At 59.8% G+C, this 14,124-nt stretch carries 11 protein-coding genes; 3 read left to right on the top strand and 8 right to left on the bottom strand.

Annotated features, from left to right (window positions below; all coding sequences use genetic code 11):
• The first annotated feature begins 39 nt into the window (after positions 1-39).
• Entirely contained in the window at positions 40-720 is a 681-nt protein-coding gene (locus ACYQ6J_RS01800) for a CvpA family protein (RefSeq protein ID WP_460182480.1), read from the top strand.
• Between the two features lie 332 nt (positions 721-1,052).
• Here the strand turns inward: ACYQ6J_RS01800 and ACYQ6J_RS01795 are convergent, their stop codons facing one another.
• The 7 genes from ACYQ6J_RS01795 to ACYQ6J_RS01765 form a co-directional block, all read right to left on the bottom strand.
• Positions 1,053-2,069, bottom strand: a complete 1,017-nt coding sequence (locus ACYQ6J_RS01795; RefSeq protein WP_460182479.1) for an acetyl-CoA carboxylase carboxyltransferase subunit alpha — start codon at positions 2,067-2,069, stop codon at positions 1,053-1,055.
• Positions 2,070-2,178: 109 nt separating this feature from the next.
• On the bottom strand, positions 2,179-3,057 hold the full coding sequence (locus ACYQ6J_RS01790) for a serine/threonine protein kinase (protein ID WP_460182478.1): 879 nt from the start codon (positions 3,055-3,057) through the stop codon (positions 2,179-2,181).
• A gap of 308 nt (positions 3,058-3,365) precedes the next feature.
• The gene (locus ACYQ6J_RS01785) at positions 3,366-4,550 is read right to left on the bottom strand and encodes a glycosyltransferase family 4 protein (RefSeq protein WP_460182477.1); all 1,185 of its coding nucleotides are present in this window, start codon (positions 4,548-4,550) and stop codon (positions 3,366-3,368) included.
• Between the two features lie 163 nt (positions 4,551-4,713).
• The gene (gene truA, locus ACYQ6J_RS01780) at positions 4,714-5,532 is read right to left on the bottom strand and encodes a tRNA pseudouridine(38-40) synthase TruA (protein WP_460182476.1); all 819 of its coding nucleotides are present in this window, start codon (positions 5,530-5,532) and stop codon (positions 4,714-4,716) included.
• Positions 5,533-5,661: 129 nt separating this feature from the next.
• The gene (locus tag ACYQ6J_RS01775) at positions 5,662-6,681 is read right to left on the bottom strand and encodes an aspartate-semialdehyde dehydrogenase (protein ID WP_460182475.1); all 1,020 of its coding nucleotides are present in this window, start codon (positions 6,679-6,681) and stop codon (positions 5,662-5,664) included.
• Positions 6,682-7,179: 498 nt separating this feature from the next.
• Complete coding sequence (locus ACYQ6J_RS01770; protein WP_460182474.1) at positions 7,180-7,938, bottom strand: TIGR03000 domain-containing protein; 759 nt, start codon at positions 7,936-7,938, stop codon at positions 7,180-7,182.
• Positions 7,939-8,284: 346 nt separating this feature from the next.
• Positions 8,285-9,544 carry a protein-L-isoaspartate(D-aspartate) O-methyltransferase gene (locus ACYQ6J_RS01765; protein WP_460182473.1) on the bottom strand — a complete coding sequence of 420 codons (1,260 nt, stop codon included), beginning with the start codon at positions 9,542-9,544 and terminating at the stop codon, positions 8,285-8,287.
• Positions 9,545-9,909: 365 nt separating this feature from the next.
• On the opposite strand from ACYQ6J_RS01765, the gene ACYQ6J_RS01760 reads away from it, so the two are divergent.
• Both ACYQ6J_RS01760 and ACYQ6J_RS01755 read left to right on the top strand, forming a co-directional pair.
• Positions 9,910-11,733 carry a TIGR03960 family B12-binding radical SAM protein gene (locus ACYQ6J_RS01760; RefSeq protein WP_460182472.1) on the top strand — a complete coding sequence of 608 codons (1,824 nt, stop codon included), beginning with the start codon at positions 9,910-9,912 and terminating at the stop codon, positions 11,731-11,733.
• Between the two features lie 575 nt (positions 11,734-12,308).
• Positions 12,309-13,574, top strand: coding sequence for a DegT/DnrJ/EryC1/StrS family aminotransferase (locus tag ACYQ6J_RS01755; RefSeq protein ID WP_460182471.1), 1,266 nt, complete (start codon positions 12,309-12,311; stop codon positions 13,572-13,574).
• Between the two features lie 82 nt (positions 13,575-13,656).
• Here the strand turns inward: ACYQ6J_RS01755 and ACYQ6J_RS01750 are convergent, their stop codons facing one another.
• Positions 13,657-13,950 carry a hypothetical protein gene (locus tag ACYQ6J_RS01750; protein ID WP_460182470.1) on the bottom strand — a complete coding sequence of 98 codons (294 nt, stop codon included), beginning with the start codon at positions 13,948-13,950 and terminating at the stop codon, positions 13,657-13,659.
• Positions 13,951-14,124 lie beyond the last annotated feature (174 nt).

Below are 14,124 nucleotides of genomic sequence, written 5' to 3'. Positions count from 1 at the left end.
ACGCAAGACAGCAGTAGTGACAATAACAAGGAGCACGGGGTGAATACCCTGCCCATTGCGACATTCGATTTGATCGTGTTGATCCTCGTCGGCTTTTCGATGATACGGGGAGCGTGGCGAGGCTTTGCGTGGCAGGCGGCATCCCTGGCGTCGCTCATCTTGGGAACCGTTGCCGCGCTGCGGTTCGGGGCGAGGGTCGGCGAGCGATTGAGCGCCCAGGCACCTTGGAATCAATACCTGGGCATGTTTGTCGTCTTTGCGGCGTCGGCGCTGCTCATCTGGTTGCTGTTTCGTTGGGTCTCTTCCGCGATCGATCGCATGAAGCTGAAGGACTTCGATCGCCAACTCGGAGCAGTTTTCGGCGCAGTCAAGGGTCTGTTCTTGGCAGGAATTGTTGCGTTCTTCGGAGTCACCCTCTCGGAGGGGTTGCGGCAGGTTGTCCTGTCTTCGAGGTCGGGACCGGTGCTAGCGAGATTGATCGAACGCGCATCCGCGGTCCTGCCGCCGGAGGTCCGCAGGCAGATAGGGGGGTACCTCGAGGATTTTCAAAGAGAGAGGTCCATGAAGCAGGCATGGCCCGACCTCGACGCCGGCGACTTCTCTTGGCCGGATCCGGCAGACTTCTCCGGCGCGCCGCAGGAAATTCTCAAGGGATTTCGGGACGATGGGTCCCGCGAGATCGGCGCGGAGACCGAAACACCGGGATTGCCGAAGCGATGATTGGGATTCCCGAACCACGGTCGCCGGATCTTTGGGAAACGCGGAAAAGCCTCGACCTCTGACCGAACATAAGAAACATTATCGGACGTTGCGGGTGGGCGAATCGAAACCGTCTCCGTTGCCTTGAGTCCCGTCTTGGTTCGTCGTCGCATCCCTGTCGGCGCGTCCTCGGAATCGTTGTCCGCGGTCGCAAACGGGCCTCGCGTGAGGGAGCTTGCCGGGCGCCTGCTGCGATTTGGGAAGGGGCGCCGAGGACAGGAAAGCCAGGAGTCACGACGTCGTGGAACGGGGTTCCAACGTCGCCGCCCGGTAACGAAGCGTTCGCAAGCGCATTACGTGTTGGCAGGGGGATCGCACGTGGCCGGCACGCCGTTGCGAATCTCCGCCCCGCCCTCCAGGAAGATCCCCATGCGGCGAAACTTCTCGTAGCGGCTCTGCACCAACTCGGGGATGGGGATAGCGCTCAACTCCTTGAGCGTGTTGCGAAGATAGGTCTTCAGTCGTGACGCCGTTTGGAAGGGGTCGCGGTGAGCGCCCCCGAGCGGTTCGGAGATGACCGCGTCGATGATGCCGAGTCGGATCAGGTCCTTGGAGGTCATCTTCAGGGCTTCGGCGGCGTTCTCTTTGTATTGGCGGTCCTTCCAAAGTATCCCTGCGCAGCCCTCCGGACTGATGACCGAATAATAGGCGTGCTCCAACATCGCAATCCGGTCGCCGACGCCGATGCCGAGGGCCCCGCCGGATCCGCCCTCGCCGATGACGACGCAAATGATCGGTGTCGGCAGTTGGGACATGAGGAACATCGACTCGGCGATGACCTGAGCCTGGCCGCGCTCCTCGGCGGCGATACCGGGATAGGCGCCCGGCGTATCGATGAAGCAGATGATGGGTTTCGAGAACTTAGCGGCTAATCGCATCTTGGCCATGGCCTTGCGATAGCCTTCGGGATGAGCGCAACCGTAATTGCAGGCCAGTCGCTCCTTGGTGTTTTTTCCTTTGTCGTGGCCCACGAACATGGCCTTGAAGTCATCCAGTTTGACCCAGCCCGTTCGCACCGCCCGATCGTCGCCGTAGCATTTGTCGCCGTGCAATTCCACGAATTCCTCGAACACCATTTGCAGGTAGTCCGCGGTCTTCGGGCGTTCCGGGTGCCGTGCGACTTCCACCACCTCCCAGGGTTTAAGGTTCTCGTAGATGCGTTTTTTCAGTTCCGCCAACTCGATCCGCTTCTGTTGGAGTTCCTCGCGGACTTGGGGGTCCTCTTGAGAAAGCTTTTCCAACTTTTCGACGCGGGCCTCAAGTTCGTAAATCGGGCGTTCGAACGCCAAGCGATAGTCCGTTGCCGGCATGGTCTACGATCTCTCGTGTCGGTGTTTATGAGGGATAGTCGCTCCACGCTTTCTCGCGGCGAGCATCCTTACTAAAAAAAACTTCGATTCGTTCTTCGCGGTCCCATGTTCACGTTCCCGGGAGCATCAAGGGAGACACCTCGCCTGCGGGTTTCTCCTTGAAAATCTCCACATCGTGCAACAGGCCGTAGAACTCCGCCACGCTACGAAAACGATCGGCGGGGCGTTTGGCCAGGGCCTGTTGCAGGAGTTGCGAAAACTGCGGGGTGATATTGGGGTTGATCGATTCGATAGGCGGTGGGGCGGCCTTGAGATGTCGATTCAGCAGTTCGGTTTGATTGATCCCGGTGAAGGGCGGCCTGCCGCTCAGGAGTTCATAGATGGTGCAAGCCAGGCTGTAAAGGTCGGCGCGGCCGTCGAGGCGGCGATTTTGAATCTGCTCCGGCGAGATATAACTGCACGTGCCCTGGATCTTGGTCTTGGGCGACAGCAGCCAAACCAAAGGGTTCGAGATCCGGCGACACAATGCGAAGTCGATCAGTTTGACCTCGCCGCTCTGCCCCACCAGAAAGTTCTCGGGCTTGATGTCGCGATGGACGTAACCCTGCCGATGCAGGTATGCGACCGCCTCCACTGCTTGGAATATGATTCGCTTTGCAAGATGGGCGTAGGTATCGATTCCCTGGCGGATGAGCACTTTCATGTTGTTGCCCGGGAACCACTCCATGGCGAGAAACGGGATACCGCGATGATTGCCGAATTCCACGACGCGAATCACGTGCTCATCGTTGAGCTGCGAGCCGACCGTGTACTCCCATTTGAGGTATCCGATTTGGGCACGATCCTTGCGGAATTTCTCCTGGAGAAATTTTACGGCGAATTGTTCCCCAGTCCCGTCATAGATGCCCTGCCACAGTTGGGTAGTAGCACCCATATAGATGGGGTTAATGAGCCGATAGCGGCCAATGAAGACGATTCCCGTGCTCACAACAAACCTGCGCAGACAGAGACGTGAGTGCTATTCCCGTTTAGGAGGGAAATTCCAGTAATCAGAATGACGCGGCACCAGCTTGGATCGTCTATCTTACCGAAAAACCCCATTCGTCACAACGACGAATCGAGGCTTTTGCGGTACAGCTAACGCAATCGTAGAAATGAGAAAGTTCATCAACGTCTTGTTTTCACGCTGACTGCAGGTGAATTCCGCGAGAATTAGTTTGGCCTTCCAATCTGAGTTTAGTTGAGGGACTCCGGGGCGAACCGGCACGATGGGGCGTGCTCCGCGCGTATTCCGTGCTATAAACCGCCGGTAGGTGAGATTTGCCGCTCCGTCAGCACCCGGCAGTACAGGGAGCGAATCCGTTCGGTCATGGCGACGTGGGAGAATAGTTGAGAGCACCTCCCCTGCCCTGCCCTGCCCAGACGTCGGCGGAGATCAGGTGAATCGATCAGTTTCTGGACCGCGTGTGTGAGGGACTCCACATTCCGCGGCGGGACGAGAAAGCCCGTCTGATCGTCGATGCAGACCTCACGGGCGCCGTCGATGTCGTAGCTGACGACGGGTTTCCCAGCCAACAGGGCCTGGGGAAGAACCCGGGCGAGGCCTTCGCGGAGGCTGGCATGGACCAAGATGTCCATGGCACCCAACAGGTTGGGAAGTCGGGCGGGATCGACCAGTCCGGTAAGGCGAAAGTAAGGCGTCAGCCCGGCATCCGCGATTTCGCGCTCCAGGGCGGAGCGCAAAATGCCGTCGCCGACCCAAAGAAAACGGACGTGGGGATTCCGGGGTATCAGACGACGGGCCATGGCAATGACGTCGCGGTGACCTTTCAAATGGAACAGCCGCGCGATTTTGCCGACCACGCAGTGCTCATCGGAATAGCCCAATTCTCGTCGAGTAACGGCGCGTTGCTCGTCGGCATGCAGAAAGGGTTCGATCTCCATGCCGCTATAGATCGTGACGCACTTGTTTGGCTCGGCCACGCCGGCATTGACGAGCAGGTCGATCATGGCATCTGCGACGCCGATCAGGGCGTGACACCGCCGCGCCGCCCAGCGCTCGCATAAGATGGAGACCCACCGCGCCGGAGCGACTTGATAGGGATGAAAGGGCGCGCCGTGGACCGTGTGGACGACCGCGGGCACGCCGAGTTGCCAGGCGGCAACGCGCCCCAGGATGCCGGCCTTGGCGCTGTGAGTGTGGACGACGTCGGGGCGAAATCGTTTAATGATGCGGCGTAGCGCGAAATAAGCCGAGGTGTCCCGCCAGGGGTGAATCTCACGCCGTAACGAGGGAACGATTTCCGTCGGTATGCCCGCGGCCTGGGCCCGAGCCAAGAGACTTCCTTCAGGTCCCAACGGCGGTCCTGTTACCAAGAGGACGTCATCCCCAAAGCGATTGCGCAACTCTTCACAGCACAATACGGTGTTCTCTTGAGCACCGCCGAGAATGAGTCGAGTGATGACGTGAAGGAGGCGCATGAGAGGGATTCATCTGGAACCGGGTACCGAAGTATCCGCCGGAATATTCGTCTATGATGTCGCAACGAGGACTTGAGCGACAGTCGGACCCCGATTCAAGACGACTACGTGCCGCAGGCCGAAAGAGGTCGCCGACTGTTGCCAAGTCAGGCCTGTTTCCGGTTCATACGAGTGGAAACTCCGGATAGGAGCCTCCGCTCCAGGGCAGGTGCGCGTCACAGGCGGGCGCCGCGTCGTCGGGATAAGTTACCGAAATGAGGAACAATCCGTGGGGCGGTGCCGTTGCTCCCGCCCGTCTTCGGTCTCGCTGTTCCAGAACCTCGGCGATCCAGGAAGGGGGCCTGGTGCCGCGTCCCACATCGACCAAGCTGCCCACGATGTTGCGCATCATGTTGTAAAGAAAGCCGTTCGCAGTCACGTCGATGGTGATGAGATGCGGGATGGAGCGACTGCGAGCGACGCGCAAATCGTAAATAGTGCGAACCGTCGTGGCACGCTGAGACCCAGCGCTTTGGAAAGCGGAAAAATCGTGGGTGCCGCAAAGGGCTTCCGCCGCTCGTTCCATGGCCGTCGCGTCCAGAGGGCGGGGATAACGCCAGACATAGCGTCGTAAGAAGACATTTGGAAACGCGGCATCCGAGAGAAGATAGCGGTAATGCTTCCGCTTCGCGTCGCGAATGGGGTGGAATTCGGCCGACACCTCTTCGGCGGAGAGAATGACGATATCGTCCGGGAGCCGAGCGTTTAGGGCCTTACGGATAACTTCCGGCGAAAACGTTTTCTCGGTCCGAAAAGCCGCCACCTGCCCCAGCGCGTGGACGCCGGCATCGGTCCTGCCGCTTGCCAATACGCGAACTTGGTGCCCGATCAATCGGGCCGCCGCCGCCTCCACGGCATCTTGGATGCTGCGTCCGGACTTCTGGCTTTGCCATCCGTCGTAGTCGGTTCCGTCATACGCTAGTCGCAATCGAATGCAGCGCATACCGCCGTTCGCGTGAATGCCGGGAAGACGGACGCGTTGAAAAGCCGACCGAAAGCCGATGACCGCCGCGACGTCATTGCCCTCCCCTGCTCTTTCGTTCCACGTTTCCGCGGCGCGATTCGTTCCCGGCTATTTCTTACCGGAAGGCTCGCCCCGCCGCAGCAGTTCGACGATCTGCACCGCGTTCGTGGCCGCTCCCTTTCGCAGGTTGTCGCTGACGCACCAAAAGGTGATGCCGTTGGACGAGGAGATGTCCTCGCGAATGCGGCCGACGAAGACTTCGTCCCGATCGGAGCAGTCCTTCGGCATGGGGTATTGCTTAGCGTTCAGATCATCCACTACCACCATGCCGGGGAAGGCAGCGAACAGTTCACGAGCCTTTTCCGCAGTGATCTTTTTCTCGGTTTCGACCAAGATGGCCTCGCTATGGCAATTGGCGACCGGAACGCGAACGCACGTAGGACAGATTTGGATCGAATCGTCTTCCAAAATCTTGTGGGTCTCGAAGACCATCTTCAATTCTTCGGAGGTGTAGCCCTGCTGCTTGGGAGATCCGATTTGCGGAATCAAATTGAAGGCCAAGGGGTGGGCAAAGGTGGTATAGGCGAAATCTCGGCCTTCGAGAGCGGCCTTGGTGCCCTCGATCAAGTCGTGGGTCCCCCCCACCCCTGCCCCGCTAGCGGCTTGGTACGTGCTGACAATCACGCGCCGAATGCGGCCGAAGTCGTGGAGGGGTTTCAGGGCCACAACCATTTGCGTTGTAGAACAATTCGGGCTGGCGATGATGCCTTGATGCCGAAAAGCGGCGTGCGGGTTGACTTCAGGGATGACCAGCGGGACGTTGGGATCCATCCTCCATGCAGCGCTCTCATCCACGACCACGCAGCCCATCTCCACCGCCTTGGGAATGAAGTCTCGGGCGACGTCGTCCGGCGTGCTGCTAACCACCAAGTCGACGCCCTTCAGATTCTCCGGATTAAGCTCCAGGACCGGATAATTGCGACCGCGAAATTCAATCGTTCGTCCGACGGAACGCGCCGAAGCTAAGAAGCGGTATTCCTCGAAAACTACGGAACTCGATTCCAGCAAACGACACATGATCCGGCCGACGGCGCCTGTGGCCCCGACTACGGCAAGCGACTTAAACATAACCGACACTCCTAGATATCACAAATCTGTGGGATCGACGTGGTTCTAGGGGGCGAGGCTCCAACAAAACCAACGCGGCCGAAAGGGACCTGCCGACCAGCGGCGATTTCGCAGTCCTTCGGCAAGGGACGATCGAGAATTTGTAATCCGGCAGGGAATTACCGCTGCGGAATCCAGCAAGTGTATCGGGCATTGGGGGCTTAGACAACGACCCCTCGCCACTGGTTCGCGCGGCATTGGGAAAAACCACGCGTATAACGCCGGCGCCTTCTTGCCGCTGTACGCCGCCCCTGCCCGCGTGCGTGGAAGCGCCGGCGAGAAACGCCCCAAAGGATACCAGTCCGACGGATTACCTCAGAAACACGCGAGGGGCGACCCGGCATCCCGGTCGCCCCCGTACGTGCGTGATTGCGGTTGCCGCCCAAGACAGCCCAGGCCTTCGCCCGGACCGGATATTCGAGCGACGGAATCCAGCGCCGTCGTCGCGCGGGCGGCGTTTTATATCCCCGCCACGTTTTCCGTGGGCAGTTGGAAGGAGAACGCGACGCCCTTCTTGTCGCCCGCCGTCAGAATTACTTCACGGGTTTCCTCGTAGGCCTTGCCGTCGCGTTCGACCACGGCGGTGACCGTGTAGCGATACTGCAACCCGTTTTGCAGACCGTAAGACACGTATTCACGGCGCGTACCGAGGCTCTTGGTCGGGAGACCGTTGATCGTGACCGTAGCGTCCGCCGGGACGTAGATTGTCAGCAAACCGCTGTCGTTGCGAGTCGGCACTTCGTAGCTGGTCGGATTGACCGGAGAGGACATGGGAGGCTCGGGAATCGTCATCGGTGCTCCCGGCGCGCTTGGCGGCGCCGGTTGAGGGGAAGGCTGGGCGGGAGGATTCTGGGCCGGTGCCGGCGTCGGCATTTGCGGACCGCTGGGAGCGGTTCCCCAGGAAGGCTCGCAGTCGCATACGTCGCATCCGCAGATGTCACAGCACCCAACATACGGCGCCCGATACCAACGGTACGGACCGAGGATCAACCGGCGGATCGGACCCGGGCGGATGCCCACGTACCAAGCCCCCACGACCGGTCCGCAGCAAGGATCGCAGGGAGTCCAGCACGGATCGCAGCAGGTCCAAGCCGATACGTACGTCGGACAGCACGGATCCCAAACGCGCCAGTGCCAATAACCCTGAGCATCGGACACCGACGCGAGGGACACAACGGCGCCCGTGAGCACTGAAAACAACAAAGTCTTACGCGGCATGGGGAGTCTCCTTGTGGTTAGCGACTTGCGCTCATCCGGTGGAATACCCGGGTGATAATGCCGGACGAAACCGCGTCTTTTATCTACGATAGCTTCGCGAGGGTTTTCCGATCAAGTAGGCTGGAGGGCCTGGGAAGGTTGTTTGTTTGTCAAACAGCAAAAAGGGGTACGAGACGAAGCTCTTGGCGGCGTAGGCCTTCTGCACCGCGACCGCGTAACGACGGACTCGCGCCCCAATCCCGCCACCATCGCTCGCGGCATCAATCTCGCTTGGCTGCATATCTTTGTACAACATCGGAGCCGATCGCGGGAGATATTGGCCGATGGCATCGGCTTCGGCACAATCCTACTTTCCCGATCGCGTGACGGGCGTAATCTCGATCGCGTCGAAGGATACGGTTCCGACGGCGCCGAGCATGCCGATTCCGAGGATTGCTTCCCGACCGGCGAGGGGGACTTCCACGACGACCGTCCGTTTCTGCCACGGAAACGTGCCCAAGAGCGGCCCGATCGACCACTCCCCGACCGTTGCCCGCTGGGCATCATAGAAGGTAATCGTAACGGTCGCCGACTCTTGCGGCGTCGCGCCCGGTCGGATCATTTCGCCTCGGACCCAAAAGCTCAAGTTGATGCGTCGGACGTAACGCCCATCCAACGGGAAGCCTTGCAAAGCTCTCGCCGGCCTTCCTGGGACCGTGTTGCTGAAGTGCGCGTAATTCTTGCCGCTCGGCGCGGAATTATCGGATCGTAATTCAAACTGCCGAAAATAGTACCATCCATCCGGTTCCCGACGCTCATTGGCAGCTTCTTCGAAGTCCCCGTTGACGATTGTCGGGTTACGCGGATCAGGCTGGATTTTCCGGCGAGCTTCGGCCTCTCCGGTCATCGGCACGAATAATGTGGGTCGCAACGCCTCTTGAACCATACGACCGTTCGTCTTTCGCATTAGGTAGAGGGTTTGGCGGTATCGTTCGCCGAGGGGAATCACCATCCTCCCGCCCTCGTTCAGTTGATCCACGAGTGGTTGAGGGATGTCTTCCGGCGAACAGGTGACAATGATTTTGTCGTAGGGGGCGTGCTCGGGCCAACCGAGGAAACCGTCCCCCGCCTTCACGAAGACATTCTTGTAACCGAGTCGCCGAAGTGTTTCGGCCGCTTGGATCGCCAAAGGTTCCACGATTTCGATCGAATAAACCTCGCGGACCAAGCCGCTGAGCACGGCGGCTTGATAGCCGCTTCCGGTGCCGATTTCCAAAACCTTGTCCTGAGGCTGTGGATCGAGTTGCTCGGTCATGTAGGCCACGATAAAGGTGGCGGAGATCGTCTGTCCGAATCCGATCGGCAGCGCCATGTCGTAGTAGGCCGACCTGCGATGGGCGGGCGGCACGAACTCGTGCCTCGGCACGGTCCGCATGGCCTCCAAGACTCGTGGATTGCGAATGCCGGAGTCGATGAGGTCCCGGCGCACCATCTCTTCCCGCATGGCGGTCATGATATCCTGTGCCCGTGCCGTCTGGACGGAAGCGGACACGGTAAGCATCCCCAGCAGCAGTACAAGGGTCGCGGTCTTCGCAACGCGCGACCGAGCACGCTTGAAAGGCGACATGGCGGCGGTTCCTTTTGAGGCTGCCGAAAGGAGGCTGCGACTCCCCCGCTTCGATTGGCGAGCGGATTCCGTAGCCCGGAATGACCCGGATGAACGCCGATCGACGTGACCCGGTCATGACGATCCCGAGTTCGGGAGGACATCTTGGATTTTACTACACAGCCGGGTCGATTTCGCGAATCCAATCACCCGTTGGCGCGGCGAGAACGTTCGCTGCCGCCCCTCCTGATTGGCGTTGGGCGATTCGGATTTGCGATAGCAAGCCGAGTCGAAGTCCCCGCTGAAACGCCGGCGCAAGTGTTCTCTCGCGTTCGAGTCGGGCGAATAATGAAGGGAGTTGCCGCTCCGTGACGGAGGGCGATTTTGTGCTTGATTCCAAGGAGAGTGCAGCGGTCATGATGAACACGCAACTCAAGGATGCCGTTTTGCGCCGCATCTTGCCCCGAATTCAGACTCCGGGTCAGTACGTCGGGGGGGAACTGCACGCGGTGGCGAAGGACCATCGGCAAGTTCGCGGAAAGCTGTGCTTCGCCTCGCCGGATACCTACGCGATCGGGATGAGCAATCACGGCATGCAAGTTTTGTATCAGGCCGTGAATCGGTTGCCGGACTGGGTTTGCGAACGGGTATTTGCTCCGTGGCGCGACATGGAGGAGGCCTTGCGTCGGGAGGGTCTGCCGCTTTACTCCTTAGAGAGTTTTACGCCTCTGAATGAGTTCGATGTCGTCGGCTTTTCGCTGCAATATGAACTCTGTTACACCAATGTGCTGACGATCCTGGATTTGGGGCGGATTCCCCTCCGCTCACGGGATCGAGAGGAAAGCGACCCTCTGGTCGTGGCGGGCGGACCGTGTGCACAGAATCCCGAGCCATTGAGCGAATTCATCGACGTATTCGTGATCGGCGACGGGGAAGAGACGCTGCCGGCGATCTGCCGGCGGTGGCTGGAGTTGCGGTCACAGGGGGGACGCCGCGAAGACTGGCTCCGTGTGATGGCGCGCGAATTCTCGTTTGCCTACGTTCCGCGATGCTATCGAGTCGCTGGCTCGCCGGACGGTGGTGTCGTCCGCGTACCCAGCGATGATTCCGTCGCCGGCGTCGTTTCCCCTGCCGTCTTGGCCGACCTGGAAGCCTTTCCCGTTGTTACTCGACCCATTGTGCCGAATGTGGAGGTCGTCCAAGACCGAATCGCGATCGAGATCATGCGGGGATGCCCGTGGCGATGTCGATTTTGCCAAAGCACCACGATCAAACGCCCGTTGCGCTACCGACGCGCCGAAACCATCGTGGAGGCCGCATGGGAGGCATATCGAAACACCGGCATCAACGAGATTTCTCTGCTCTCGCTGTCCTCCAGCGACTACCCGCAGTTCGATTTGTTGATCCGTAACCTGCGAGATACGTTAGTACCGCACGGCGTTGCCATCTCGGTGCCGAGCTTGCGGGTGAACGAGCAACTCCGCACCTTGACGGAGTTGCTGACGAGCGAGAGGCACTCGGGCCTGACGATGGCACCCGAGGCGGCGCTTGATGATATGCGCCGGCAAATCAATAAGCGAATCCGCAATGACGATCTTTTGGAGGGTTGTCGGCGTGCCTTTCAGCAAGGTTTTTCCCGCGTAAAGTTGTACTTCTTGTGCGGCCTGCCGGGCGAGAGGGAAGCGGATTTGGCGGGGATCATCGAATTGGCGGAGGAGATTTCGCGTATCGGTCGCGATGTGCGAGGGAGACCGGCGGAGGTCACGGCGAGCGTCTCGAACTTCGTCCCCAAGCCGCACACGCCGTGCCAATGGCACGCCATGCAAACTCGGGATTACTTCGAGTCGGCTCATCGCTTCTTGAAGACGCGACGTCGCATGCGGAGCGTTCAGGTGAAATGCCACCCGGTGGAATCGAGTCTGCTTGAGGGGGTCATGGCCCGGGGCGACCATCGTTTGGCCGATGCCATTGAGCTAGCTTGGCGGCAGGGTTGCCGCTTCGATGGCTGGAGCGACCAACTGGATTCCCAAACGTGGTGGCGCGTGCTTCGAGAAACGGAAGTGGACGTCGCTGAGATTTTGCATCGAGAGCGGGACGCCGGAGCCTTGTTGCCTTGGGACCATATCGGAATTCGCCAAGGCCGCAGCTATCTGGAACGGGAGCGCCAACGGGCCTCGGATGAAGCCATCGCGGTGCTCAACGGAAACTAGACCCATCATATACTGTCTTTCAGGTGGATTGCACCAACCCCAAAGAGTGTTCAATTCTGATGCAGTTCAGCGCACTTGTCCTGCCACGGGGCATGCCAAATTGCGGCCGAATCGTTCATCTTGGCTCGGCTTGATACAGCAATTTTTCCGACCGTCGCCGTCGGCACTTTGGCGCCGGTCCGCCGTGAATTTGTAAATCGTTTGCCAATTTGGTTTTGCGTTATGTTTCCTGGCCGGCCAGGTTTTAGGAACAGGTTTTGCAAACGAAGGGATAGCTTGAATGAGGCTGGCCCGTGGGGTTTCCGGCGGAGCGTTGGGCGCGTGGTTTCCTTGCCCTTGCCACGTGACCAAGCCACTGCGGAGGTGGCTCGTCGGAACCCCCTTTTTTCTTTTCTCGGCAGGCCATTGGTCCACGAGAATTTCGCTTTGCCGGTGGATAATTGGGAGTTGGTCTTGACGGTTTTTCCGTCGGACCTTAGGTTTCTAGCGTGTCGACGCTGCGGTGATCGGCCTGCCGCCGCAGTGTAAAGCAGGTCACGGACGGCCTAGGTGCTTTCAGCATGGATGCTTCCGGAATGAACGAATCATCTCGCGTGCCGGGTTCTTCTCTTCCTCCCAGAATCGGCTCCGTAAATCTCGAACGCCCGGTGCCGTTCCTCGATCTCAAGAGGATTCACGAACCGCTGCGAGATCGTATCGTGGCCGCTTTGGCGGATGTCTGCGATTCGGGAGCGTTCGTCTTGGGACCGGAAGTCGAGCGGTTGGAACAAGCTTTGGCCGACTATTGCCAAGTCCCATACGCAATCGCATGTTCCTCGGGAAGCGAGGCCCTGCTTTTGGCGCTGATGGCCTTGGGCGTCGGTTCCGGCGATGAGGTGATCGTCCCCAGCTTTACGTTTTTTGCGACCGCCAGTGCCGTGACCCGACTGGGCGCGACCCCCGTCTTCGCGGATATCGACCCCAAGACGTTCAACATCTCTCCGCTGGAAGTCGCGCGATTGATCCATCGAGCCACCAAGGCCGTTCTGCCGGTGCACTTGTTCGGTCAAGCGGCCGATATGGGCCCGATCCTCTCGCTGGCGCAACGATTCAAGATCGCCGTGGTGGAGGATGCCGCTCAAGCCATCGGCGCAGAGTACCAAGGAAGGCGTGTGGGGAGCCTGGGCTGCATCGGCTGTTTCAGCTTCTATCCCACGAAGAACCTCGGCTCCATGGGGGACGCGGGGATGGTCACCGCTTCCTCGGCGGAGACGGCGGAAACGCTGCGGCTTCTCCGCGTTCACGGCATGCACCCGCGATACTATCACTCGCTCGTCGGCATCAACGGTCGCATGGACGCCTTTCAAGCGGCGGTGCTGAACATCAAATTCGAGTTGCTGGAGGCCTGGACGGCCGAACGGTCCCGGCAGGCTGACACCTATTGCGGACTGTTTCGGGAATTCGGTTTGGAAAACGCGGTGGGGTTACCGGTCACCGCATCGCAAGGGAGGCACGTCTGGAACCAGTTCGTAATCCGCGTTCGGGAAGGTCGTCGCGACGCCTTGCGGAAGTATCTTTCCGAGCGTAAAGTCGGTTCCGAGATCTACTATCCGCTGGGACTGCACGAACAAGCGTGCTTCAGCCATTTGGGATACGCTCCCACCGACCTGCCCGAGACGTTCGCGGCGGCCCGAGAGGTGCTCGCCCTGCCGATATTCCCCGGGCTAACGGTGGACGAGCAATACGTCGTGGTGGCGCGGATCGCGGAATTCTACCGCTCGGCCCAATCCCGTAACCAAGTGGCGGCGCCCGTGTTCTTGTCCCGATCCGCCAATCGAGTTTCCTCACCGCTGTCGGAGTGACGGCGTGTCGGTCCCGGCGGCACCACCCTCGGGGCAGTGCAATTTGTCGAGAGGCCGTTCTCCACGAATCAGCGAGACGGCCCTACTTGCGACCTTGCTTGGCCGCCTGTGCGGGGTTGAAGACGCCCGGCGGGGTTGGAGCCGCTTCCTTCTTCCGTCCCTCTTCCGACAGGACCTTACCCCAGGTCGTGCCCTCGAACTCCAGGTTGCGAGGCGCGCTGCGGCGTCGACTGGGAGCCAAGGCTACCATCAGAGCCAATAGCACGGTCAGGATGACCACGAGGTAGCCCGGCGCCCAAGCGGAACCGGAGGCCCCGGTCGATTCTTCGGCGTAAATCAGCAAAGACGCCAAATTGGCAAGAAGCACGGTATCCACGGTCGGCCTCACAAAGGAAAACGATTTGACACCGGAGTCTCCACGGTTACCGAATGGGTTGGAACATACTTCGGTCCCCGATCGTTGGATCAACGTTTCTCATCCGTTATTGTAAATCAAGTGAATCCGTCCGTGTATGTGCGACAGCCTTGTCTTTCTGGGAAAGGCATAGTC

The organism is Thermopirellula anaerolimosa, from assembly GCF_054657335.1.
The sequence above is the reverse complement of the archived record's forward strand: the minus strand, read 5'-3'. Positions and strand labels throughout refer to the sequence as shown.